The organism is Cryobacterium sp. N19 (genome assembly GCF_002929595.1).
Classification (GTDB): domain Bacteria; phylum Actinomycetota; class Actinomycetes; order Actinomycetales; family Microbacteriaceae; genus Cryobacterium; species Cryobacterium flavum.
On the sequence record NZ_PJJR01000052.1, the window covers coordinates 172068 to 192837 of the forward strand.

At 61.5% G+C, this 20770-nt stretch carries 18 protein-coding genes and 1 pseudogene; 13 read left to right on the forward strand and 6 right to left on the reverse strand.

Annotation, left to right across the window (positions count from 1 at the left end):
• Positions 1-93: 93 nt before the first annotated feature.
• Positions 94-1212, reverse strand: a complete 1119-nt coding sequence (locus CXY78_RS14370) for an extracellular solute-binding protein (protein ID WP_092338785.1) — start codon at positions 1210-1212, stop codon at positions 94-96.
• Between the two features lie 357 nt (positions 1213-1569).
• Between CXY78_RS14370 and speB the strand changes: the two genes are divergently transcribed.
• From speB to CXY78_RS14390, 4 genes are all read left to right on the forward strand, one after another.
• A complete protein-coding gene (speB, locus tag CXY78_RS14375; RefSeq protein WP_092338783.1) occupies positions 1570-2520 on the forward strand; it encodes an agmatinase in 951 nt (316 codons plus the stop codon).
• A 58-nt stretch (positions 2521-2578) separates the two neighbouring features.
• On the forward strand, positions 2579-4036 hold the full coding sequence (locus tag CXY78_RS14380; protein WP_199181874.1) for a cytosine permease: 1458 nt from the start codon (positions 2579-2581) through the stop codon (positions 4034-4036).
• A 10-nt stretch (positions 4037-4046) separates the two neighbouring features.
• Complete coding sequence (locus CXY78_RS14385) at positions 4047-4886, forward strand: nitrilase-related carbon-nitrogen hydrolase (protein ID WP_199181873.1); 840 nt, start codon at positions 4047-4049, stop codon at positions 4884-4886.
• Between the two features lie 133 nt (positions 4887-5019).
• Positions 5020-5604 (forward strand): helix-turn-helix domain-containing protein, encoded by a 585-nt coding sequence (locus CXY78_RS14390; protein ID WP_104090185.1) that lies wholly within the window; start codon positions 5020-5022, stop codon positions 5602-5604.
• Between the two features lie 126 nt (positions 5605-5730).
• Here the strand turns inward: CXY78_RS14390 and CXY78_RS14395 are convergent, their stop codons facing one another.
• Both CXY78_RS14395 and CXY78_RS14400 read right to left on the reverse strand, forming a co-directional pair.
• Positions 5731-7281, reverse strand: a complete 1551-nt coding sequence (locus CXY78_RS14395) for an aldehyde dehydrogenase family protein (RefSeq protein WP_104089935.1) — start codon at positions 7279-7281, stop codon at positions 5731-5733.
• On the reverse strand, positions 7278-8657 hold the full coding sequence (locus tag CXY78_RS14400) for an aminotransferase class III-fold pyridoxal phosphate-dependent enzyme (protein ID WP_104089937.1): 1380 nt from the start codon (positions 8655-8657) through the stop codon (positions 7278-7280). Before CXY78_RS14400 ends, CXY78_RS14395 begins: the two co-directional genes overlap by 4 nt.
• A gap of 118 nt (positions 8658-8775) precedes the next feature.
• On the opposite strand from CXY78_RS14400, the gene CXY78_RS14405 reads away from it, so the two are divergent.
• The 3 genes and pseudogenes from CXY78_RS14405 to CXY78_RS14410 all read left to right on the forward strand — a co-directional run bounded on the left by CXY78_RS14405 (position 8776) and on the right by CXY78_RS14410 (position 12558).
• Positions 8776-10311: a PucR family transcriptional regulator ligand-binding domain-containing protein gene (locus CXY78_RS14405; protein ID WP_158252773.1), complete on the forward strand. Its 1536-nt coding sequence runs from the start codon at positions 8776-8778 to the stop codon at positions 10309-10311.
• Positions 10312-10370: 59 nt separating this feature from the next.
• Positions 10371-10661 (forward strand): annotated as a pseudogene (locus CXY78_RS20795) (IS30 family transposase); the annotation flags it as partial.
• Positions 10662-10911: 250 nt separating this feature from the next.
• Positions 10912-12558, forward strand: a complete 1647-nt coding sequence (locus CXY78_RS14410) for an AMP-binding protein (RefSeq protein WP_104089941.1) — start codon at positions 10912-10914, stop codon at positions 12556-12558.
• Between the two features lie 314 nt (positions 12559-12872).
• Here the strand turns inward: CXY78_RS14410 and CXY78_RS20800 are convergent, their stop codons facing one another.
• The 3 genes from CXY78_RS20800 to mftR all read right to left on the reverse strand — a co-directional run bounded on the left by CXY78_RS20800 (position 12873) and on the right by mftR (position 15971).
• Positions 12873-13115, reverse strand: a complete 243-nt coding sequence (locus CXY78_RS20800) for a hypothetical protein (protein WP_134344817.1) — start codon at positions 13113-13115, stop codon at positions 12873-12875.
• Positions 13116-13671: 556 nt separating this feature from the next.
• The gene (gene mftG / locus CXY78_RS14415) at positions 13672-15342 is read right to left on the reverse strand and encodes a mycofactocin system GMC family oxidoreductase MftG (protein ID WP_104089943.1); all 1671 of its coding nucleotides are present in this window, start codon (positions 15340-15342) and stop codon (positions 13672-13674) included.
• The gene (gene mftR / locus CXY78_RS14420; protein WP_104089945.1) at positions 15339-15971 is read right to left on the reverse strand and encodes a mycofactocin system transcriptional regulator; all 633 of its coding nucleotides are present in this window, start codon (positions 15969-15971) and stop codon (positions 15339-15341) included. Before mftR ends, mftG begins: the two co-directional genes overlap by 4 nt.
• 99 nt (positions 15972-16070) lie before the next feature.
• On the opposite strand from mftR, the gene mftA reads away from it, so the two are divergent.
• The 6 genes from mftA to CXY78_RS14450 all read left to right on the forward strand — a co-directional run bounded on the left by mftA (position 16071) and on the right by CXY78_RS14450 (position 20740).
• Positions 16071-16202, forward strand: a complete 132-nt coding sequence (gene mftA / locus CXY78_RS14425; protein WP_104090186.1) for a mycofactocin precursor MftA — start codon at positions 16071-16073, stop codon at positions 16200-16202.
• A gap of 9 nt (positions 16203-16211) precedes the next feature.
• Positions 16212-16487: a mycofactocin biosynthesis chaperone MftB gene (gene mftB / locus CXY78_RS21910; protein ID WP_104089947.1), complete on the forward strand. Its 276-nt coding sequence runs from the start codon at positions 16212-16214 to the stop codon at positions 16485-16487.
• Entirely contained in the window at positions 16484-17884 is a 1401-nt protein-coding gene (gene mftC, locus CXY78_RS14435) for a mycofactocin radical SAM maturase (protein ID WP_104089949.1), read from the forward strand. The genes mftB and mftC overlap by 4 nt, the downstream gene beginning before the upstream one ends.
• 252 nt (positions 17885-18136) lie before the next feature.
• Positions 18137-18970 carry a mycofactocin-coupled SDR family oxidoreductase gene (locus tag CXY78_RS14440; RefSeq protein WP_092338442.1) on the forward strand — a complete coding sequence of 278 codons (834 nt, stop codon included), beginning with the start codon at positions 18137-18139 and terminating at the stop codon, positions 18968-18970.
• A 38-nt stretch (positions 18971-19008) separates the two neighbouring features.
• Positions 19009-19842 (forward strand): mycofactocin-coupled SDR family oxidoreductase, encoded by an 834-nt coding sequence (locus CXY78_RS14445; protein WP_140424909.1) that lies wholly within the window; start codon positions 19009-19011, stop codon positions 19840-19842.
• A gap of 58 nt (positions 19843-19900) precedes the next feature.
• Positions 19901-20740 (forward strand): mycofactocin-coupled SDR family oxidoreductase, encoded by an 840-nt coding sequence (locus tag CXY78_RS14450; RefSeq protein ID WP_092338437.1) that lies wholly within the window; start codon positions 19901-19903, stop codon positions 20738-20740.
• Positions 20741-20770: the final 30 nt, after the last annotated feature.

Below are 20770 nucleotides of genomic sequence, written 5' to 3' on the forward strand. Positions count from 1 at the left end.
AGTTCTTTGGCTCTCGAGCCAGTCTCGCCGGGTCACCGCCATCACCAGAGCGCTTGCCCCGATTGTGAGTGGACGTTGCATGAACCATGCGGGTTAGCTACCGGTGACCCAGCCGGCCCATGCCGCCGACAGAGCATCGTAGTTCTCCACCCAGAAATCGATGTTCGGAGCGTGACCGGACTTGAGGTGTTCCGTGGTGAGCCACGTGTTCAACAACGCGTCAACCTTGGGCGTCGCGTCGACGTTGACCGGCCCGTACGAGGTCAGCTCCGTCATGCGTGACTGCTGGTCTGCGCCGAGGTAGAAATTGACCGCGGCGAACGCCGCCTGCGGGTCCTTCACGCCCTTGGGAATCGCAGTCGAATCGACCATGATCATCCACTCGTCCCACATGGGTGCGATCGGGGCACCAGCCGCAGCCGCACCGTATCCGCGACCTGACCAAACCAGCCCCATGACGGCTTCGCCGGATTCGAGCTGCTGCTGTGCTTGAGCACCGGAGGTCCAGCCGATCACGTCGTCGCCCAAGGCACGGTACTTGTCGAAGGCGGTCTCGATGTCGGAAACTTTCACATCATTGATGTCTTTTCCGTCGGCGGCCAGGGCGAACTCCACCGTCTGAGGATCGACGTATGGAGACTGGCTGACCGTGCGCTTGCCCGGAAACTTCTCGGTGTCGAAGAAGTCAGCGGCGCTCGTTGGTGGATTGTCACCGAACGCATCAGTGTTGTACGCCACAACGAGACCGTAGAGAATATTGGGCACCATGCACTTGTCCGTGATCGTTCCCTCGGGAACCTTGGAAATATCCACCTGCGAGTAGTCGTACTCCTCGTACAGCGTTCCGCAGCCGCGAGCCGTGTCGAACTGCGTCGCGTTGGTGACATCCCAGGTCACGTTGCCGCTGTCGACCATTGCCTTGAGCTTGCCGGCGTCGAATGCGTCCTGCAGGAAAGTCGCGCCCGAGATCTTCGCAAACGGATCCCACGCAGCGTCTCGTTGACCATCCTGAAAAATTCCACCGGAAGCCGCATAGGTCAACGTCACACCGTCAAAGACTCCTTCGGGAACAACGCCCGCCACTGGCGTGCCGAGGTCTCGCTCGACCACTGGTGCAGCCGCACCGCCCCCCGCGCAGCCGGCGATGAGCAGAGTCACTACTCCACCCAACGCGAGAGCGCCCAGCTGGCGCTTAAATTTCGGATTTCGCATGGTCATCCTTCTTTCTTCACTCCGTTGTGAACCCCCAGAGACCAACACAGCCACTGGCTGCACCGCACGCTCCTGGAATCGATAGCCCCCAACGTAGCAATTCAAATCCGCAAGCGCGACTAATTCTCCATAATTGAGCAATTTATTTGCGAATATTTGAATGGTTCCCGGTGTATAACACTCAAATTGGCAAGTCGTTACGCATTTGTGACGAAATATGCGCGAGTTCGATGCGCTGCACGCCCGAATTGCGGTGCAGGCCGAGTGGGCCACCACTCGCCCCATAGTTGGACAAAAGGCAAGTTTTGTTGCATATTAGTAAAACTAAATACCGATTCACACGAAAGCAGGATGCTGATGTCCAACGATGAGCAGCCAATCGGCCCCCTGGACGCCAGCCTGACTCCGCGCTACGCCGGAATCGCCACCTTCGCCCGCCTGCCGCGGCTCGAGGATGTTCGTCGGGCCGATATCGCCGTTGTGGGCGTGCCCTTCGACAGCGGGGTGAGCTACCGCCCCGGCGCCCGCTTCGGCCCGGCTCACGTGCGCGAGGCCTCCCGACTGCTCCGTCCGTACAACCCCGTGCAGGACGTGGAACCGTTCTCCACTCAGCAGGTTGTTGACGCCGGAGACATCGCCGCGAACCCGTTCAACCTGACCGAGGCTGTGGCCCAAATTCAGCAGGCAGCCTCCGAACTGTCGGCCGACGGCAAACGTCTGGTCGTCATCGGCGGTGACCACACCATCGCGCTTCCCCTGCTTCGGGTTGTTGCCGAGCGCCACGGCCCCGTCGCCGTGCTGCACTTCGATGCCCATCTCGACACCTGGGACACATATTTCGGGGCGCCGGTCACGCACGGTACGCCGTTTCGGCGTGCCTCGGAGGAAGGCCTGATCGATATGCAGGCCAGCATGCACGTGGGCATCCGCGGCCCGCTCTATTCCCGCGACGATCTCCGCGACGATGAACGTCTCGGCTTCGCGATCATCGCCAGTCATGAGTTCGAAACCGAGGGACTCGCCCGCGCAATCGAGCGGATGCTCGCCAGGCTCGGTGACCGCCCCGTGTATCTCTCCGTCGACATCGACGTGCTCGATCCCGCCCACGCTCCCGGCACCGGCACCCCCGAAGCCGGCGGAATGACCAGCCGGGAACTGCTGGCCATGATTCGTGCCCTGCGAGCCGTGAACCTGGTCGGGGCCGATGTGGTTGAAGTTGCCCCGGCCTACGACCACGCGCAGATCACGGCCGTGGCTGCCTCGCACGTGGCCTACGAGATCATCTCAGCCATGACTCCTTCCGCGTAGCACTCGCCCTACCTCCCGCAGTCTCCGCACACCAATAAGGACAATGATGTCGACCAACATGACGAACCCCGCTTCGCCTCCCAGCACTGACTCCGAGCGGCGGGGTACTGTCATCGAGCAGCGCTCGATCGACTACGTGCCGAGGTCCGAGCGGCACGGAAAAGTATGGCATCAGGGGCCGTTCTGGTTCACCGGCAATTTCGTGCTGCCGACCATGGTGATCGGCTTCATCGGACCGGTCATCGGGCTCAGCGTCTGGTGGACCGTTATTGCGGTCATCACCGGCGCCTGCTTCGGAACCTTCTTCATGGCCTTTCATGCCAATCAGGGGCCACGCACCGGCCTGCCGCAGATGATCCAGTCCCGCGCCCAGTTCGGCAGCCGCGGTGCCATCGTGCCGTTCGCGGCGAGCGTCTTCGTCTACATCGGCTTCATGGTTTTCGACACGATCCTGGCCACCCAGGGCCTCCTGCTGGCCTTTCCGGGCGACAAGCTGTTCTGGTATCCGTTCCTGATTGCGCTCTCGATCCTGATCGCCGTCGTGGGCCACGATCTGCTCCACTTCATCCAGCGCTGGCTCACCGGCCTGCTCGTCGTCGTCTTCGTCATCATCACGGTGCTGGCCATCGTTCACTTCGACTCCACGACGGTCACCGAAACCGCGAGCACCGCAGGCTGGGATGGAGCGTCCTTCCTGGTGATGTTCTCGCTGGCCGCCGGTTACAACATCAGCTACGCGATTTATGTCTCCGACTACAGCCGCTACCTCCCGCAGAACGCTTCGGCCCCCAAACTCATCGGTTGGACCTACCTCGGCGCGGCGCTGTCGGCATCCTGGCTCATGTCGCTCGGTGCCCTCCTCGGCAGCCATATTCCCGACGCCGACGCGATCGGCGCCATCAAGACCGTCGGTGACATGCTCTTCCCCGGGTTCGGCACCTTTGCCGTGCTGGTCTCAACGGTGGCCTTGATTTCGATCATGGGTGTCAATGCCTATGGGGCCATGCTCACTGGAACAACCGCCGTCGACGGGTTTCGCAAAGTCTCCGCGACCGTGCGCCTGCGCGTGATCGGGCTCACCGTTGTCGGTCTGGTCACCCTCGCGATCGCCCTGCTCATCCCCGACGACTACCTGAGCAGCTTCAACAACTTCGTGCTTCTCATGCTGTACTTCCTCGTGCCGTGGACCGCCGTCAACCTGGTCGACTTCTACCTCGTGCGACGCGGCAAGTACGCAATCGCCGAGATCTTCAACCCGCGGGGCATCTACGGTCGCTGGGCCTGGCGGGGAATGGTCGCCTACCTCATCGGTTTCGTTGCCATGATCCCGTTCTTCTACACGTCGTTCTACGTCGGACCGGTCTCAGCGGCGCTGGGCGGGGCTGACATCTCCTTCGTCGTTGGCCTGATCGTCTCCGGCGGGCTCTATCTGTTATTCTCACGAAACCTCGACCACGCGGCCGAGGCCGAAGCTCGCGTCCGCAGCGAACTCGAGCTGGAAGGAGCCGCCGATTAGCGACACCACAGTGGCTGGTTCCCCGGTGCGCGTGGGCTGCTGCCAAATCTCCATGACCGTGGGCGAGACTCTCGGCAACCGCGCCAGGGTGCGGGCTGCCATCGAGGCGGCGGTGAATGCTGGAGCGCGCGTCATCGTGCTGCCGGAGCTGGCGAACTCGGGCTACATGTTCGCCGATCTGGCGGAACTGCGAACCGTGGCGGAATCCGCGACCGGGCCATCCGTTCGGGAATGGGAGCTGCTGGCCCAGGAGCACGATCTGGTGATCGTGGCCGGTTTCGCCGAGGCCGGCGACGACGGTCTGATCTACAACTCCGCGGTGCTGGTCGACAAGACCGGGCTTCGTGCCGTTTACCGCAAGGTTCACCTGTGGGACCATGAAAAAGGCAACCTGTTCACCGCCGGATCTGCCGCACCGCCGGTCGTTGATACCGCGTGGGGTCGCATCGGTGTGGCCATCTGCTACGACCTCGAATTTCCGGAGTGGGTGCGCTCAGCAGCCCTCGATGGTGCCGAGCTGCTCTGCTGCCCCGTCAACTGGCCGCTGTATCCGCGCCCGGCTGGTGAGCGTCCGAGCGAAATCGTCAAGGTGCAGGCCAATGCTGCAGTCAACCGCATGTTCATCGCCGTCGCCGACCGCACCGGGCTAGAACGCGGGCAGCACTGGCTCGGTGGCAGCGTCATCGTCGACGCCGATGGGTTTCCCCTCACGCGCATCACACTCGGCGATGAAACGATGCTGCTGGCAGATATCAACCTCGCCAAAGCCCGCGCCAAGGGAATCAGTGCGCGCAACGACGTGCATGCCGATCGGCGCCCGTCGCTCTATACCCGGGTCACCGATAGCTGATCCCCGCCCATCGCCTCGCTGACGCGCTGGCGAATGGCTGCCTGGCGGGCATGTCTCGCTGCTGCACACAAGACGGTGTTGCCAACCCTGACAGAATGGTGATCTGTTCCGCCCACGTCCCACTGGAGTGATCATGCGCCCGATGCCTGTCGATCCCACGAACCAGCGGGCGGCGATCGGCAGCAGATTGCGCGCCGCTCGGCGTTCTCAGCAGCTCACCATTGATCAGTTGGCCACGGTCACCGACCTCACCAAAGGCTTCATCAGTCGCATCGAACGCGACATGACCTCGCCGAGCGTCTCGACGCTGGTTGCCCTCTGTGAGGTGCTCCATGTCAATATCGGCGACCTGTTCGCATCGTCTGATGTTGAACTTGTGACCGCCGCGGGCGCGCCGCGCATCAACCTCGGAGGTGAGGGTGCCAACGAGAGGCTGCTCACCCCCCGGCGCGAGAGTCGTCTGCAGGTCGTTCGTTCCACCGTGAGCCCCGGGGGGTCCGGTGGGAGAAAGCTCTACACGATCAACTCGCCCGTCGACGTCGTGCACGTGTTGGCCGGTTCCATAACGGTGCAATTCAGCGACCGCACGTTGACCCTCGCTGCGGGTGATTCGCTGACTTTCGACGGCCGCGAGCCCCATAATTGGCAGGCCGACCTCGAGGTCGAGACCGAGCTCCTGTGGATCCTGGCGCCGGCCGCCTGGGAGGGCACGGTCTAGCATCTGTGGCCTCCATCGGCTCGGGGCGGGGTTGCATCGCATTAAGCGAATGCGATGCCAAGCGCTTCTTCACGATCTCATCAGCGGTGAGCAGGTAGTCGAAGTCGATGAGGTCGGATTTGTCGGTCATGAGCGGTCCTTGGGGGCGAAGGAGGAAGGAACCGGAAGGAGAAGAACACCATCAATGCGGCAGGGAATCTTCCACGGGTTTTCTGTGGCAAGGAACACTGGGAGGGTTTGCAGGTCCGGGTTTTGCAGCGCGACGGGGCGCACGAACCGGGCTAGGGCTCCCCCGCCCACGCTGGTGGCCTCGGGCCGGCTCGTGGCAGGCCAGGGGCCGCCGTGTTGCTGGGACCACGTGTTGGCCACCCCGGTGGGCCAGGCGTTGAGCGTGACCCGTCCGACGTTCGGGAGCATTCGTGCTACCACAGTGGCTGTTTCCGAGTCATCGGGGCCGCCAGTGAAGACGGATGCCGCAAGGGAGCCCTGCAGACCGGCCAGAACATCCATTACCTCGCCGGCATAGTCGTATTCACAAACAAGAGCTACAGGGCCGAAGCATTCCTCGAGCAGCCGCGACCCTGGCATGAGATCGGCCAGAGCCACGCGGAAGACGTGTGCAGCAGCGGCATAACCGTCGCCGCCGTCGGACGGGGCCGCGACCATCACCCCGGCGACAGCCGAAAGCTCAGCAATCCCGCTTGTGAATCCGGCTTCGATGCCCGCCGTCAGCAGCGGCGCGGGCGCAACCTCCCCCACCAGGCGGGCTACGGCGTCGAACATGCCGGAGCCGGCCGGGACGAAAATAAGGCCTGGTTTCGTGCAGAACTGGCCTGCCCCAAGCGTGAATGAGGCAACGAACCCGGCAGCGATGTTTTCGGCCGCGGCCGGTGACTCGGCGGCCGCGGACGTAACGAACGCAGGGTTTATGGTGCCCATCTCGGCAAACACAGGCACCCCCCGCGCCGCCGCACGGTCCCGCAGGGCCATCCCGCCGCGCTGGCTTCCGGTGAACGAAATTGTCTTCACAGCGAGGGAATCGACGAGTTGCAGTCCAGCGTTGAAGCCAGTAACGCAGTCATACGTTCCTTCAGGGGCGCCCGCTGCGCGGAGTGCGTCCCGGGCAATCGAGGCAACCTTGACACTCAAGCGTGGGTGCGCGGGATGGGCCTTCACAATGACAGGACAGCCAGCCGCGAGCGCGGATGCAACGTCGTGACCGAACACCCCGAAACCAAAGGGAAAGTTGCTCGCACCGAACACGGCGACCGGTCCGACCGGAACATTCCAGCGCGCCAGGGTGACCGTGTCGCTAACCACGTCCATACTCGCGGCGAGGTAGCTACCCTCGACCGCGACACTGGCATAGAAGAGCAGGCTCTGCCCCGCTCCCGCGATCTCACCCCGAAGGCGCGGCAGACCGAGCCCGGTCTCCTCGTCACCGAGAACGGCGAGTTCTTGCTGGTGCGCACTCAGTGCATCGGCCACGGCAGCCAGCCAGCGGGCACGGACTGCCGGGGCGGTCGCTGCGAGCAAGGGGGCCGCATTCACGGCGCGCAGCAGCACGCGGTCGACCATGCTCGGCGACGTGTGTTTAACGCTCCCGCGCTGCAGTCCGGTGTGCGGGTCGAAGCTGGCGTCAACGCCGGCAACAGCATGCGGCGCAGTCGTGCTCACGCGGCGACATCTTCCCGGGTTGCGGTCTCGCGCGCGGCGGCATCCACCTGTACGACAACGTCCCGAAGAACCGTGAGGCCGTCACGTAGCAACGCTTCCTCAATCACGAGCGGGGGCAGCAGGCGAATCACGTTCGAATAGGTTCCGCAGACCAGCACCAGCAGCCCTTGCGCGTGACACCGGGCAGCGATCTCTTTGGCAAGCTCGGCACGGGGCGCCAAGGTGTCCCGGTCGGCGAATTCCACGGCCAGCATCGCTCCCCGGCCGCGAACATCAACAACAATGCCCGCAGCGGAGAGCAGCGGGTCCAGCATTTCGCGGGCGACGGCCTCGATCCAGCAGGCATTGGCAACGAGTGCACCGTCTTCAAACGCCTCGAAGACCCCAAGCGCCGCCGCGCAGGCGAGCGGGTTTCCCGCGTAGGTGCCGCCGAGACCGCCGGCGTGCACCGCGTTCATTAGTTCGACACGGCCGGTGACCGCGCTCAACGGCAGGCCGCCAGCTAGGGCCTTAGCGGTCACGGTGAGGTCTCCCGCGACCTGTTCATGGTTGCTCGCGAAGAGCAGGCCCGTGCGTCCCATGCCAGCCTGAATTTCATCGAGCACGAACACGATGCCGTGCCGGGTCGCAATTTCGCGTAGCCCGGGAAGGAAGCCAGGCGACGGAACGATGAAGCCACCCTCACCTTGGATCGGCTCGATCACCATGGCGGCAAACGTCTCCGGCCCTTCGGCGTCCAGAATGCGCTCCACAGCGGCGAGCGCTTCCGCAGTGGCGTTCTCTGCCCCGGTCGGCCAGCGCAGCGGCGCTGCGAACGGGGCTCGAATCACCTCGGTCGGGAATGGCCCGAAGTTGAGCTTGTAGGGATTCTCCTTGGCTGTCATCGCCATCGTCAGCAGCGACCGACCGTGATAGGCGTCGTCGAAAACGAGAACCTTCTGTCGACCGGTGGCCGACCGGGCAATTTTGATGGCATTCTCAATGGCCTCCGCTCCCGTGGAGAACAGCGCCGTGCGCTTCTCGAACTCACCGGGAGTGTGCTCGTTCAACCACCGGCAGACAGCGGTGAACGAGTCGTATTCGGTCACCATGAAGCAGGTGTGGGTGAATCTGGCCAGCTGATCCCCGACATGCGCCTGCACGTTCGGGTTGCTGGCGCCCACGCTCGTCACCGCGATCCCCGAGGCGAAGTCGATGATGCGGTTGCCGTCCACGTCCTGGAGGATTGCACCGTCAGCGCGGTCGATGAATACCGGCAGGGTAATACCGAATCCGCTCGTGACGTGCTTCAGCCGCTCGGCATGCAATTCAACAGAGCGTGGGCCAGGAATTGCCGTGGCGAGAAGACGGGACTGGGGAACGGGTACTGGTGTCATGGGCTCAAATTAGCAACGCGCAGACTCTGAAACATCAGATGGATTGCCCAATTATTGTCATTTCTTGGTTAGAATATCCAACAATTGTCGCCTACTCCGTAAGAACGGATCTTGCCTCGTGATCAGCCTGACTCAGCTCTGTGAGAAGTTGGGCAATGCCCTCCGCACGGTCGACGGAGATCCGGTCGCCAGGATCAACCTCACCGGCGTGCATATCTCCGAGCTCACAGACCCGACACCGTATTTGGAAGGCGGGGAACTCCTGCTGACCACAGGCATTCCTCTGGCCGGTGAGCCCGACAGCCTTCGCGACTACGTCACTCGGCTCGCGTCTCGCGGCGTACTTGCCCTGGGGCTAGGCCTCGGTGCTGGTACTGACGATGTGCCCGCCCAACTTGAAAGTGCGTGTGCGGGAGCCGGAGTAACACTCCTCATCGTGCCTGCGAGCATCCCGTTTATGCACATTTCCCGCACCTACTGGGACCTGGTGGGCAAAACAGAACAGGCCGACCTCGCGGCCAGCCTCACTCTTCAGACTTCACTGACGCAGGCTGCGACACGGCCCGAGGCCGTCGCCGCGGTGGTGAAGGTTCTGAGCAATGCCCTGGGCGGCTGGGCCGTGTATCTTCCCGCCGATGGTTCAGCGGAAACGTACTGGCCACCGAAGGAGAACCGCGTCCTGCCTCAGCTCCGGGAAGAAACGGCCCGCCTCGGCCTCGCCGGAACGCACTCGGCGGCCACCTTCCCGCTGGACGGGATGGACGTCGTTGAGTACTCCATTATTGCTGACCGGCGCACGGCGGGTTTCCTGGCTGTCTGTGCGGGTCGGCCCCTGCGAAAGGCGGATCGGCAGTTGATGCTCACGGGATGCATGCTCCTCGCCGTGGCTGCCCAGCGAGAGTGGCAGCTCACTCGGGCGAACTCGGTTCTCGGCACCACGGCAACGACGCTGGCGTTGAACGGTTTCGTCGATGCTGCGCGTCTTGTAGCTGGAGATCTGATCGGTTCCCCGCTGGCTGAACGGGTCCGGCTCCTGGCCATCCGGGGAGACAACCTTGAGGCGCTCACCACCTCAGAACTCGCCGATCAGGTCTCAGCCATGCTGTCTGGTGAGCCGGCGATGCGATTAGGCGACAGCATCCGCCGATGCCGCCTTCGCTCAATGGAAGACGGCGTCTGTTACCTCATTCTGGAGACCCGGACAGACCCTGACCCTGCCGAAGAATCCGGGAACCCGGTTGAGGCAGCAGTGTCGCGCCGACGCGCCCAACCTGTTCCGTTCGCGGCGGCGCTCAGCCGGCCCATGCCGCTCAGCCAGTTACCGGGCAGCGCCGACGACCTGCGTCGGTCTTGCCTGCTCGCAAGGGTGGGACAGATCTCCACGGGCCCGGGCCTACGTGATCCTCGTGCCGTCGAGTGGGTGGCCCGGCTCACGGCATACTCCCGGGCCGATCTCGTGGCAACCGTGAAAAGTTACATTCGGAATCAGGGCCAGTGGGAGGTCGCTGCCCGGGAGTTGAAGCTCCATCGCAATTCCCTGCGGCACCGAATCGGCATTGCAGCGAAACTACTGGACGCCGATCTCGACGACCCTGACGTGTCGGCGAATCTCTGGCTAGAGCTCCGCAGAGTCGGGGCCGGCAGCGCTGACTGAGGCCAGCCAGTGTCGAACGGCGTCGCAAAGAAGCCACCGGAACACCGCTGAGCGCCCACAGCGCCCTGCCGGCGCACCTCCGGAAATCGCTGACGTGGGATCAAGGATCGGAGAAGGTCGAGTACCTTCAGTTCAAGGAGGAAACGACGATCTCGGTCTACTTCTGCGATCCACATTCGCCGTGGCAACGAGGCTCGAACGAGAACACAAACGGGCTCATTCGCCAGTACTTCCCCAAGGGCACAAACCTGAATCTCCATAGCCCCGAACGACTGGCTGAAGTCGCGGCCAAGATCAACGCTCGACAAGGAAACAGCCCACATTTGATCGAGTGTTGCGACGTTGGCTAGAAAACACCCAGCTTGTCATGGCCACCGACACTCGCCCACGCCTCGGGCGGTAGTGAAGCCGACGAGGATGCGTTCGCGAATCAAGTCACGTTCAGTAAACGCGGAGCCCTGGCCAGGCGGGGAATTGGCGATGATGACGCCGCATAAGTGACATGGAGAGTCGGGCGGACGGACGGTCGACTGGTGAAAATTGGCTCGTCGAGCACTGTGGGTGATACCGTGCACGAGTAGCGATCAAAGGAGATCAGCCATGTCGTCGTACACACAAGTGACCTCAGACCTGCCCCTGCTGGAATGCACCATCGGTGATCATTTTGAGGGCATCGTTGAACGATTCGCCCACCGTGACGCCCTGATCGAGGTAGCAACCGGACGACACTGGTCCTATTCCGAACTCAATTCAGCAATCGACGACTTTGCGCTCGGCCTTATGGGGTTGGGCGTCGAACGCGGAGACCGAGTCGGTATCTGGTCGCCCAACTGCGCCGAATGGACGATCGTTCAATACGCCACGGCCAAGATCGGTGCGATTTTAGTGAACGTGAATCCCGCGTTTCGCATCGCTGAGTTGGAATACGTTATCAGGCAGTGCGGAATGCGGATGCTCATCTCCGCCCCATCCGACAAAAACAGTGACTATACAGCCATGGCCCGAGACGCTTTCATCAGCTGTTCAGATCTGCACGAACTCGTCTTTATCGGCACCGATACCGACCCGACCCTATCGGGCGAATTCGACTATACCGCCCTCATCACAGCCGGCCATACCGTGTCACTCCTGGACCTGCGCCACCGTATGAACGAACTGACAGCGAACGACCCGATAAACCTGCAGTACACCTCGGGTACGACCGGATTTCCTAAGGGTGCCACCCTCACCCACCGCAACATTCTCAACAACGGCTTCTTCATCGGCGAACTCCTCAACTACACCGAACACGACCGGGTCGTCCTCCCCGTGCCCTTCTACCATTGCTTTGGCATGGTCATCGGCAACCTCAACATCTACTCACACGGTGCCGCCGCTATTCTTCCCGGGCGCAGCTTCACCGCAACAGCTGCCTTACAAGCCGTGCACGATCACGGCGGCACCTCACTCTACGGAGTACCCACGATGTTTATGGCCGAACTAGCCCTCCCGGAATTCACCACCTTCAACCTCTCCACACTGCGCACCGGAGTGATGGCTGGGTCAACCTGTCCGGAAGCAGTGATGAACCGAGTGATCGACGAAATGAACATGATCGACGTGGCTATTTGCTACGGCATGACCGAAACCGCACCCGTGTCGACAATGACCAGAAGCGAAGACACCATCACCCAACGCACCTCAACTGTCGGTCGTACGATGCCACACCTGGAAAACAAGATCATCAACATCACCACCGGCGAAACGGTAGAGCGCGGCAAGATCGGCGAATTATGCACACGCGGCTACAGCGTCATCTCCGGCTACTGGAACGAACCAGACAAAACTCGAGATGCAATCGACCAGGAGGATTGGATACACACCGGTGACCTCGCCAGCATGGACACGCACGGCTACATCACCGTAGAAGGACGCATCAAGGACATGGTTATCCGCGGAGGCGAAAACATCTACCCACGCGAAATCGAAGAATTCCTCCTGCACCATCCATCAATTCACGACGTGCAAGTCATCGGAGTACCCGACGAAAAATACGGAGAAGAACTCACGGCCTGCATCATCCTCAAACCGGGCGTCGACCCGATAACCGCCCAAGACCTCGCCGCCTTCTGCCACGGACGCCTAGCCCACTTCAAAATCCCCCGGTACACCGACGTTCGAGACAATTTTCCCCTCACAGTATCCGGCAAGATACGCAAAATCGACATGCGCAACGAAGCAATAGCCCGACTGTCAACCACTTCATGACCTGACCCCAAGCTGCACCCGATAGTTAGGCGGCGTCCCCGAGGTACTGCCAGCGATTCTCCGGGCTCAACACCCCCAGATCCACCAGCTCCCGCGCGGAACGGTGATCACCACGCTGGTCATGGAGTTCCCGTCATGTCCTGTCTCATCTAAGTCAAGTCAGTCTCATTTTTGACATCTATGCTGCTTGACGCCAGGGACAGCTTGGACCGAGCCGCTACTGCTGCATCTGGACCTCGCAGCGTAAACACGTCAGGGTTTCGGACCCGGAGCTGAGTGAATCGGCAAGTTGACGTCAACGCCGTAAACAAAATCTAAGTCGGGGAAACTGACGCAAACGAGGCGACCGCCGACTCGAAATGATCAAACATGACGTGCCGTCGCGGCGCCTCTATATTCATGACTTCAAAAGCAGAACCACGTTTTTCGATGTAACCGAGCACCTTCTTGGGTGACCTTTCGTGGCAGCGGCGGTCGCCGACACGCCATTCATGATCGGACAGACTGCGGACCTCGAGATCTCCCGTTGCGCACGGTTCATGATCCTGATTCGACATTGAATCTCCTTCGTGATGAGCAGCCCGGACCGGCGGTACCTCAACCAACTCCGATGCCGCTTGCATCTCCCACCCAACATAGCCCCCTCCTATGGCGGCATGCCGTTGCCAGCACATGCAGCGCCAACCAATCGCCGTCATCGGGGACAGCGCTGCGCAAAGTCCGAACCGACTTCACGCAGACGGTGTGTCGGCGGCCATGACAGGCTGGGCGTTTTCCAGCCAACGTCGCAACACCTGAGTTTTAGGAGTAGCGATGACAGACGGTTCCCGAAGCCGCAAGAAGGTGACCGGCGCTGCCGATGGCCGAGACGCGCGTTGAATATGCTCGGCTAATGAGGCAAGGAATCAGTAACGCCTAGGCGTGCCGAATGTTGAAGATCAACCGGCGTACGGGGATGCGTTGGCGTCACGGCCGGACTGTGAAGAACGCCCAGGGGCGTTGATTGTGGGCGCTAGATCCTGTGCAGGGCTTGTGAACGATCTTCCCTTCTATCGGCGTTGGAATCGTCCTCCGGGCGATAATCATCGGGGTACAGGCCGTAAGAAGTACGCCTTACATTCCGCGGCGAATAAAGTCGGCCACGCGCTCCCCGACGAGAACGGCGGTCGCGGCCGGTCCGCGCACGGGCGTGGTCGGCAGGATCGAGGTGTCGGCGACGCGCAACCCCTCGACACCGTGCACGCGCCCGTATTGATCGACGACGGCCCCAGGATCATCTGCTGGCCCAAACCGTGCGCTGCCGCAGAGGTGAATGGCGGTGCCCAAGTGGGAGCGCAGCCAATCATCGAGCAGTTCATCGCTCTTGAGCACGGTGTCGGTCAGTTCGGTCAATCGCTTAAACAGGTGCCTGTAGGCATCTGTTCGCAGCAAATGTACCGCCACCCGCACAACTTCGCGCATGCGTTTGAGGTCGTGTTCGGTCGAGAGGTAGTTGTAGTCGATGCGCGGTTGCACGTCTGGATCGCCCGACTCGAGGCTGATACGTCCGCGCGAAGTCTCTGACTGCACGGCGACGAGCAGCGCGAGGTCCCCCCGATAGGCGATCTGGTTCGCGAAGCGCCGCATCGACACCCCGCGCATCGCCCGAAGTGATCGAAGCGGACGCCTCGCTGCGGCGCGTACCCCGACCATGATGCCGCGCGCGCTGCCGGTCAACAGATACCCCATCGGTTTAAGCATCGGGAGAATCTCCAGATCCCCGGGCGCAGTAGAACCGGTCGCCGTGAAGTTCAGGCACGCCGCCATCGACTGCGACGTGCGGTAGTCAACGATCTGTCGGCGCGGCTGCCACAGCACGGCGATATCCGGGTGATCACTGAAATTCGCCCCGACCCCGGGCAAGTCGCGCACGACTGGAATGTTGAATTGTTCCAGTTGCTCCCGGGGGCCCACCCCTGAGACCAGCAGCAGGTGAGGTGATTTGATCGCGCCTGCCGAGAGCACAATCTCTCGGCCTCGCAGCTGAACCATCCCGCCGCCCCGCGTGACCTCGACACCGATGGCTCTTGTTCCCTCGAACAGTACACGGCGCACGTAGCTGTCACCCGACACCGTGAGGTTTCTGCGGTGCCGCACCGGATTCAGGTAGGCGATCCCGGTGTTCTGACGCACGCCGTCGAGCGTGTTCATCGGGAGCGGTCCGTGTCCCGGAATACCCTGATCGTTCTTGTCAGGTTCGTCGGCGAAACCCAGCTCCAAGGCCGCCGCGCGAAAAGCGACGGTCACTGGATGGTCCTGCGGAGGCCGACCGACGACCATCGGCCCCGCACCACCGTGAACGGCGGACTCGCCATACTGCAGGTCGGTTTCGATCCGGCGATAGAACGGCAATACCTTTTCCCAGGCCCATTCGGGTGACCCGATAGACCAGGAATCGAAGTCGGCTTTTCTTGCACGAATGAAGTACGAGCCGTTGATCGTCGATGATCCACCGAGGACCCGGCCGCGCGCGATTGAGTAGGGCAGTTTCGGTGTGAGATTACCTGTGAACGACCAATTCTGCGGATGTCCCGGCGTCGCTCCCTGCACGGTTCCAGCATCGAGTAACTCGGGCGGGAATTCGGCGGCGGACCGCGGCACCGGTCCTGCCTCAAGGAGCAGCACCCGTCTCTCGGGATCTTCACTCAGTCGGGCTGCGAGTGGGGCTCCGGCTGCGCCGGCACCGACCACGATCACGTCATAGTTCACGTCCGTCAAGTTCGACACCGGTACCCGTGGGTTCATGCCTGTCCTCCGGGTCCAACTATTGATAATTCACCCGACGTGAAACCCTCCTTAAGCAGAAGCAAGGCCGAGTCGAGCAGCTCAATGAGGTTGGAGCCGTCAGTTCTGAGCCACTGCTCGTACGCGGCGAGCGATGCACCGAGGAATACCCAGCCGATCACTGTCGGTTCGATCGCGTCGACGGCGACTCCCAAGCGGCCAGCCGCGAAATCCGACACCACCAGGCGCCACTCGGCATATCGCAGCGTGGAGTGCGCCACGAGCGCAGGAACGTTCAGCAGCAGGTTCATCCGCTCGCGATGAAAGGGGACCTCTTCTGACGGAAATCGATTGAATTCGACGACCGCCCGGGCGAGCGCATCGACGAGAGACACGGTCGTGTCCGTAGCAGCGAGGAGCGCGCGCATACGCGCGAGTTCAGCGTCAAAGTCACCCCAGGGCAGATCGTTCTTGGAGGGAAAGTAGCGAAACAGGGTTCGACGCCCAATTCCGGCGGCGGTGGCAATGTCGTCGACGGTCGTCTGGTCGAAACCGTGCTCGAGAAAAAGCCGAAGTGCTACGTGGCTCAGGGCGGCGCGGGTCGTCAGCGGCTGTCGGCCCATCCGCGGTGCCACAGAGCATTCATTCATTTGTTTTCATCCCTGTACTTTCGGCACTGAGTGCCACTAGTCTGGTGCATGCACGAGATTTTCGCCACTGATGTCGATTTCTATCGCAAGGAGAACCGCATGGTTTCCGCAAAAAAGACCAGCCCCACCGAATCCGCAACCGCCGACGCTGAACATTCTGCGGCGTTGGATCTCGAATCCGATACCCTGGTCGAGGAGATCTCGATCGACGGCATGTGCGGCGTCTACTAAATCGCTGACATGGCCGGCCTGGATCTTGACCGGGGATGGGATCTCCATCCCCAGGTATCTGTTCGCCCGGAGCCGTTCGGTGCGCTGCTCTACCATTTCGGTACCCGCCAGCTCTCATTCCTAAAAGATACGACGCTTCTCGCCGTCGTGAGGACTCTCGCCGACGGACCTTCTGCCCGCGCAGCGTGCACGGCCGCGGGCATCGCTGAGAGTGATCTGCCCCGCTATCAGCGTGCTCTCGGCATCCTCGCGAAATCCTCCATGGTCGTTGAAAGGACCTCATGACGCTCCTCGATGCACCCCGAACGTCCCCGTTCGTTCTCGCCCCGAAAGATATTCCCCGAAAGACCGAGCGTCTCGTCGATCTCTTCGAATACGGCCTTGACGCCCCCATCTGTCTCACCTGGGAACTGACCTACGCCTGCAACCTGTCCTGTGTTCACTGCCTCTCGAGTTCCGGGCGCCGCGATCCTCGCGAGCTGACGACGGCAGAGGCGAAGGCCGTCATTGACGAGTTCGAGCGGATGCAGGTCTTCTACGTCAACATCGGCGGCGGCGAGCCGACCGTGCGTCCCGATTTCTGGGAACTCGTCGACTACGCATCAGAGCACCACGTCGGAGTCAAATTCTCCACCAACGGCGTGAAAATCTCCCCGGAGATTGCCCAGCGTCTCGTCAGAAGCGACTACGTCGACGTGCAGATCTCGCTCGACGGCGCAACAGCGGAAGTCAACGATCATGTGCGCGGCCCCGGCTCCTACGCCACGGCTATGAACGCCATGCAGAACATGTATGAGGCCGGCTTCAAGGGATTCAAGATCTCGGTCGTCTGTACGAGCCAGAACATCAGCCAGCTCGACGACTTCAAGGCCATCGCCGACAAGTTTGACGCCCAATTGCGGCTCACCCGCCTGCGCCCCTCCGGTCGCGGAGCGGACGTCTGGGACGAACTGCACCCGACCCAAACGCAGCAGCGCGAACTCTACGACTGGCTCGTCGCACACGGAGATGGTGTGCTCACCGGAGACTCGTTCTTCCATCTCTCTGCTTTTGGAGACGCACTGCCCGGCCTTAACCTGTGCGGCGCAGGTCGTGTTGTCTGCCTCATAGACCCCGTCGGGGACGTCTACGCGTGCCCCTTCGCCATTCACGAAGAGTTCCTCGCCGGCAATGTGCGCTCAGAGGGCGGCTTCCAGGAGGTCTGGCAGCACTCGGAACTCTTTCTCAAACTGCGCGAACCGCAGTCGGGTGGAGCGTGCACCTCATGCGCGTTTTTCGACACTTGCAAGGGCGGCTGCATGGCCGCCAAATTCTTCACTGGATTACCGCTGGATGGTCCCGACCCGGAATGCGTCCAGGGCTACGGCGAAGAGTTGCTAAAGAACCGCAAGGGCAAAGCGGTAGAGCTTCCAAAATCGTCAATCGTCGACCACTCCCACCGCACTACCCGAGCCGGACGCGAAGGAATGGGCTCGGTACAGCTCACACTGAGCCGTCGCGCCGGGATGGTTCCAGTGAACGCCAGCGACTGCGAAGTCAGTCCTCTCGTCGGGTTCACGCCCGAACAACCACCGGCAGGAGCTTGTGACGAGAGCCCACTGGCCGGGATGAACCTGCTCGCAACTTCGCAATCCAGCTGCGCCGGGGAGAGCTGCGGAGAAGGAACGTGCGGCTGTAGTTAGAGTTCGCAACCCAGAGAGACGTGACAAGCGCCCGGTGCGCTTGCGACAGAGAGTCGGTGGTCTCCAGCCAAAAAATGCGTTATCAAGGATCGGAACGCGCGACTGCTTCGGCGAACGGGGACTCTGAGCCGTGAGGTGCAGCACGACGCAGTCGCGGAGTACGCCTTCCGATCGGATGCCGCGCCGCCGCAACTACCGCGCCGGTCTCAGTCGACTGTATAGAACCTGAACATCAAAAATGAGGAGGAAACCATGGGAAGAGTAGAAGGCAAAGTCGCATTCATCACGGGTGCAGCCAGAGGCCAGGGGCGTAGTCACGCTATCCGACTGGCACAAGAAGGCGCAGATATCATCGCGATCGATGTCTGTGAGGACATTCCCGGAGCGCCGTACGCCGGGGCCACGGAAGAAGATCTGGCCGAGACCGTTCGTCAGGTCGAGGCACTCGATCGTCGCATCATCGCTACTAAGGCGGATGTGCGCGATTTTGACGCCCTGAAATCCGCAGTGGATGAGGGTGTAGCGCAGCTCGGACGCCTCGACATCGTGTCGGCCAACGCCGGCATCGTAACCGACATGGCACCCACCGAGGAGCTATCGGAGGAGATCTGGACAGACATGATCAACGTGAACCTGTCCGGTGTCTGGCGCACCACAAAAGCAGCAATCCCGCACATCAAGGCCGGCGGGCGCGGTGGATCCATCATCCTGACCAGTTCCAACGCCGCTCTGATGGTCTACCAGAACCTCGCCCACTACACCGCAGCTAAGCACGGTGTCGTGGGACTCATGCGAACGCTGGCCCTTGAACTGGCACCACACATGATCCGTGTGAACAGTATCCACCCGACGCAGGTTAACACCGACATGATCCAGAACGAGGCAATCTACAAGCTATTCCGCCCTGACCTGAAGAACCCCACCCGCGAAGACTTCAAGACTGCATCGGTTGCTATGCAGGCGCTGCCGATTCCGTGGCTGGAAGCAATTGATATTTCCAATGCGTTACTGTTCCTGGCCTCCGACGAGGCTAGATACATCACCGGCGTTACCCTGCCTGTCGACGCGGGCGGCAGCATCAAGTAAGAATATTCGTTTCACAACTCGACGAGGAGAAGAAGATCATGGGAAGAGTAGAAGGCAAGGTAGCGTTCATCACCGGTGCCGCTAGAAGTCAGGGGCGCAGTCATGCGCTGCGACTGGCCCAGGAGGGCGCGGACATCATTGCGGTCGACATCGTCGGTCCTGTTGAGTCGGTGCATGCATACCCAATGGCCACCGCAGAGGATCTGGCCGAGACCGTGCGTCAGGTGGAAGCATTGGATCGCCGCATCATCGCTACACAGGCCGATGTACGTGACTCAGCAGCGCTAAAAGCGGTGATGGACGATGGAGTCGCTCAGCTCGGACGGCTCGATATCGTGTCGGCCAACGCGGGAATCTTTCAGATGTCCCCGGCGCTCGAGCTTGACGATGCCGCATGGCAGGAAACCATCGACATTAATCTGACCGGCGTCTGGAACACCTGCAAGGCGGCCCTACCGCACCTCATCAAAGGCGGACGAGGCGGGTCGATCATTCTTACCAGTTCGACTGCGGGGCTCAAAGGACTCGCTAACACCGTCCACTACACAGCAGCCAAGCACGGGGTCGTCGGCATCATGCGGACGCTTGCCAACGAGTTCGCCCAATACTCAATTCGAGTGAACTCGGTGCATCCAACAACGGTCAACACAATCATGATCCAGAACGAAGACGTTTGGGGGTTGTTCGATCCGGCCAATGCGAACCCCACTCAGGATTCGGCAGTCGAGGCTTTCAAGAGTATCAACGCCCTGCCAGTGCCTTGGGTGGAGCCGGTCGATATCAGCAACGCGGTATTGTTCCTGGCCTCCGACGAGGCGAGATTCATCACCGGCGTTACCCTCCCCGTGGACGCGGGCAACCTCGTCAAGTAACCAATTGACGCGGGGCGACGCGAAGCGCACCGCCACATATGGAAGAAAAGAGACAGACATGGGAAACCTCGACGGCAAAGTCGCCTTCATCACCGGCGCAGCGAGAGGGCAGGGCAGAAGCCACGCCATTCGTCTGGCGCAGGAGGGCGCCGACATCATCGCGATCGACCTCTGCGAGGGCGTCGACAGCGTCACCACATTCTATGAGCCAGCAACCGCCGAGGACCTGGCGGAGACCGTCCGGCAGGTCGAAGCTCTCGACCGGCGTATCGTGGCGAAACAGGCGGATGTGCGCGATATCGACGCGCTGACCAAGGCCGTGGATGAGGGCGTCGCAGAACTGGGACGGCTCGACATCATCGTCGCCAACGCCGGAATCTTCACCTTCGGATCGGACACCCAGAAGATCGAAGAGCAGTCCTGGAAAGACCTCATGGACATTAACCTGACCGGGGTATGGCACACCTACAAAGCCGCTGCCGACCATCTGATCGCATCCGGTGCCGGTGGATCGGTCATTATTATCTCCTCACTGGCGGGATTCAAGGGACTCGCCAACGTCGCCGCCTATACGACTACCAAGCACGGCATCGTCGGCCTGATGAAGGTACTCGCCAATGAACTCGGTCCTCACGGAATTCGGGTTAACACGATCCACCCGAACTCGATCGACACGAAGATGGTGAAGAACAGCAACACCTACAAGCTGTTCCGCCCAGACCTTGACGATCCTCAGGCCGAGGATGCCGAACCCGCCTTCGCCGGGCTGAACCCCATGGGCAAGGCTTGGATCGAGCCAATCCACGTATCGAACGCGGTCGCCTGGCTCGCCTCCGACCAGTCATACTACGTCAGCGGAGGCCAGATCCCGGTCGACGGTGGAGCATCCATCAAGTAAACCAGCCCTGTTCCAGATGAAGGAGAACAC

Coding starts and splice junctions, on each gene's coding strand:
- CXY78_RS14370 (WP_092338785.1), bottom strand. CDS start 1,212: ATGCGAAATCCGAAATTTAAGCGCCAGCTGGGCGCTCTCGCGTTGGGT.
- speB (WP_092338783.1), top strand. CDS start 1,570: ATGTCCAACGATGAGCAGCCAATCGGCCCCCTGGACGCCAGCCTGACT.
- CXY78_RS14380 (WP_199181874.1), top strand. CDS start 2,579: ATGACGAACCCCGCTTCGCCTCCCAGCACTGACTCCGAGCGGCGGGGT.
- CXY78_RS14390 (WP_104090185.1), top strand. CDS start 5,020: ATGCGCCCGATGCCTGTCGATCCCACGAACCAGCGGGCGGCGATCGGC.
- CXY78_RS14400 (WP_104089937.1), bottom strand. CDS start 8,657: ATGACACCAGTACCCGTTCCCCAGTCCCGTCTTCTCGCCACGGCAATT.
- CXY78_RS14410 (WP_104089941.1), top strand. CDS start 10,912: ATGTCGTCGTACACACAAGTGACCTCAGACCTGCCCCTGCTGGAATGC.
- CXY78_RS20800 (WP_134344817.1), bottom strand. CDS start 13,115: ATGTCGAATCAGGATCATGAACCGTGCGCAACGGGAGATCTCGAGGTC.
- mftG (WP_104089943.1), bottom strand. CDS start 15,342: ATGAACCCACGGGTACCGGTGTCGAACTTGACGGACGTGAACTATGAC.
- mftR (WP_104089945.1), bottom strand. CDS start 15,971: ATGAATGAATGCTCTGTGGCACCGCGGATGGGCCGACAGCCGCTGACG.
- mftA (WP_104090186.1), top strand. CDS start 16,071: ATGGTTTCCGCAAAAAAGACCAGCCCCACCGAATCCGCAACCGCCGAC.
- mftB (WP_104089947.1), top strand. CDS start 16,212: ATGGCCGGCCTGGATCTTGACCGGGGATGGGATCTCCATCCCCAGGTA.
- mftC (WP_104089949.1), top strand. CDS start 16,484: ATGACGCTCCTCGATGCACCCCGAACGTCCCCGTTCGTTCTCGCCCCG.
- CXY78_RS14440 (WP_092338442.1), top strand. CDS start 18,137: ATGGGAAGAGTAGAAGGCAAAGTCGCATTCATCACGGGTGCAGCCAGA.
- CXY78_RS14445 (WP_140424909.1), top strand. CDS start 19,009: ATGGGAAGAGTAGAAGGCAAGGTAGCGTTCATCACCGGTGCCGCTAGA.
- CXY78_RS14450 (WP_092338437.1), top strand. CDS start 19,901: ATGGGAAACCTCGACGGCAAAGTCGCCTTCATCACCGGCGCAGCGAGA.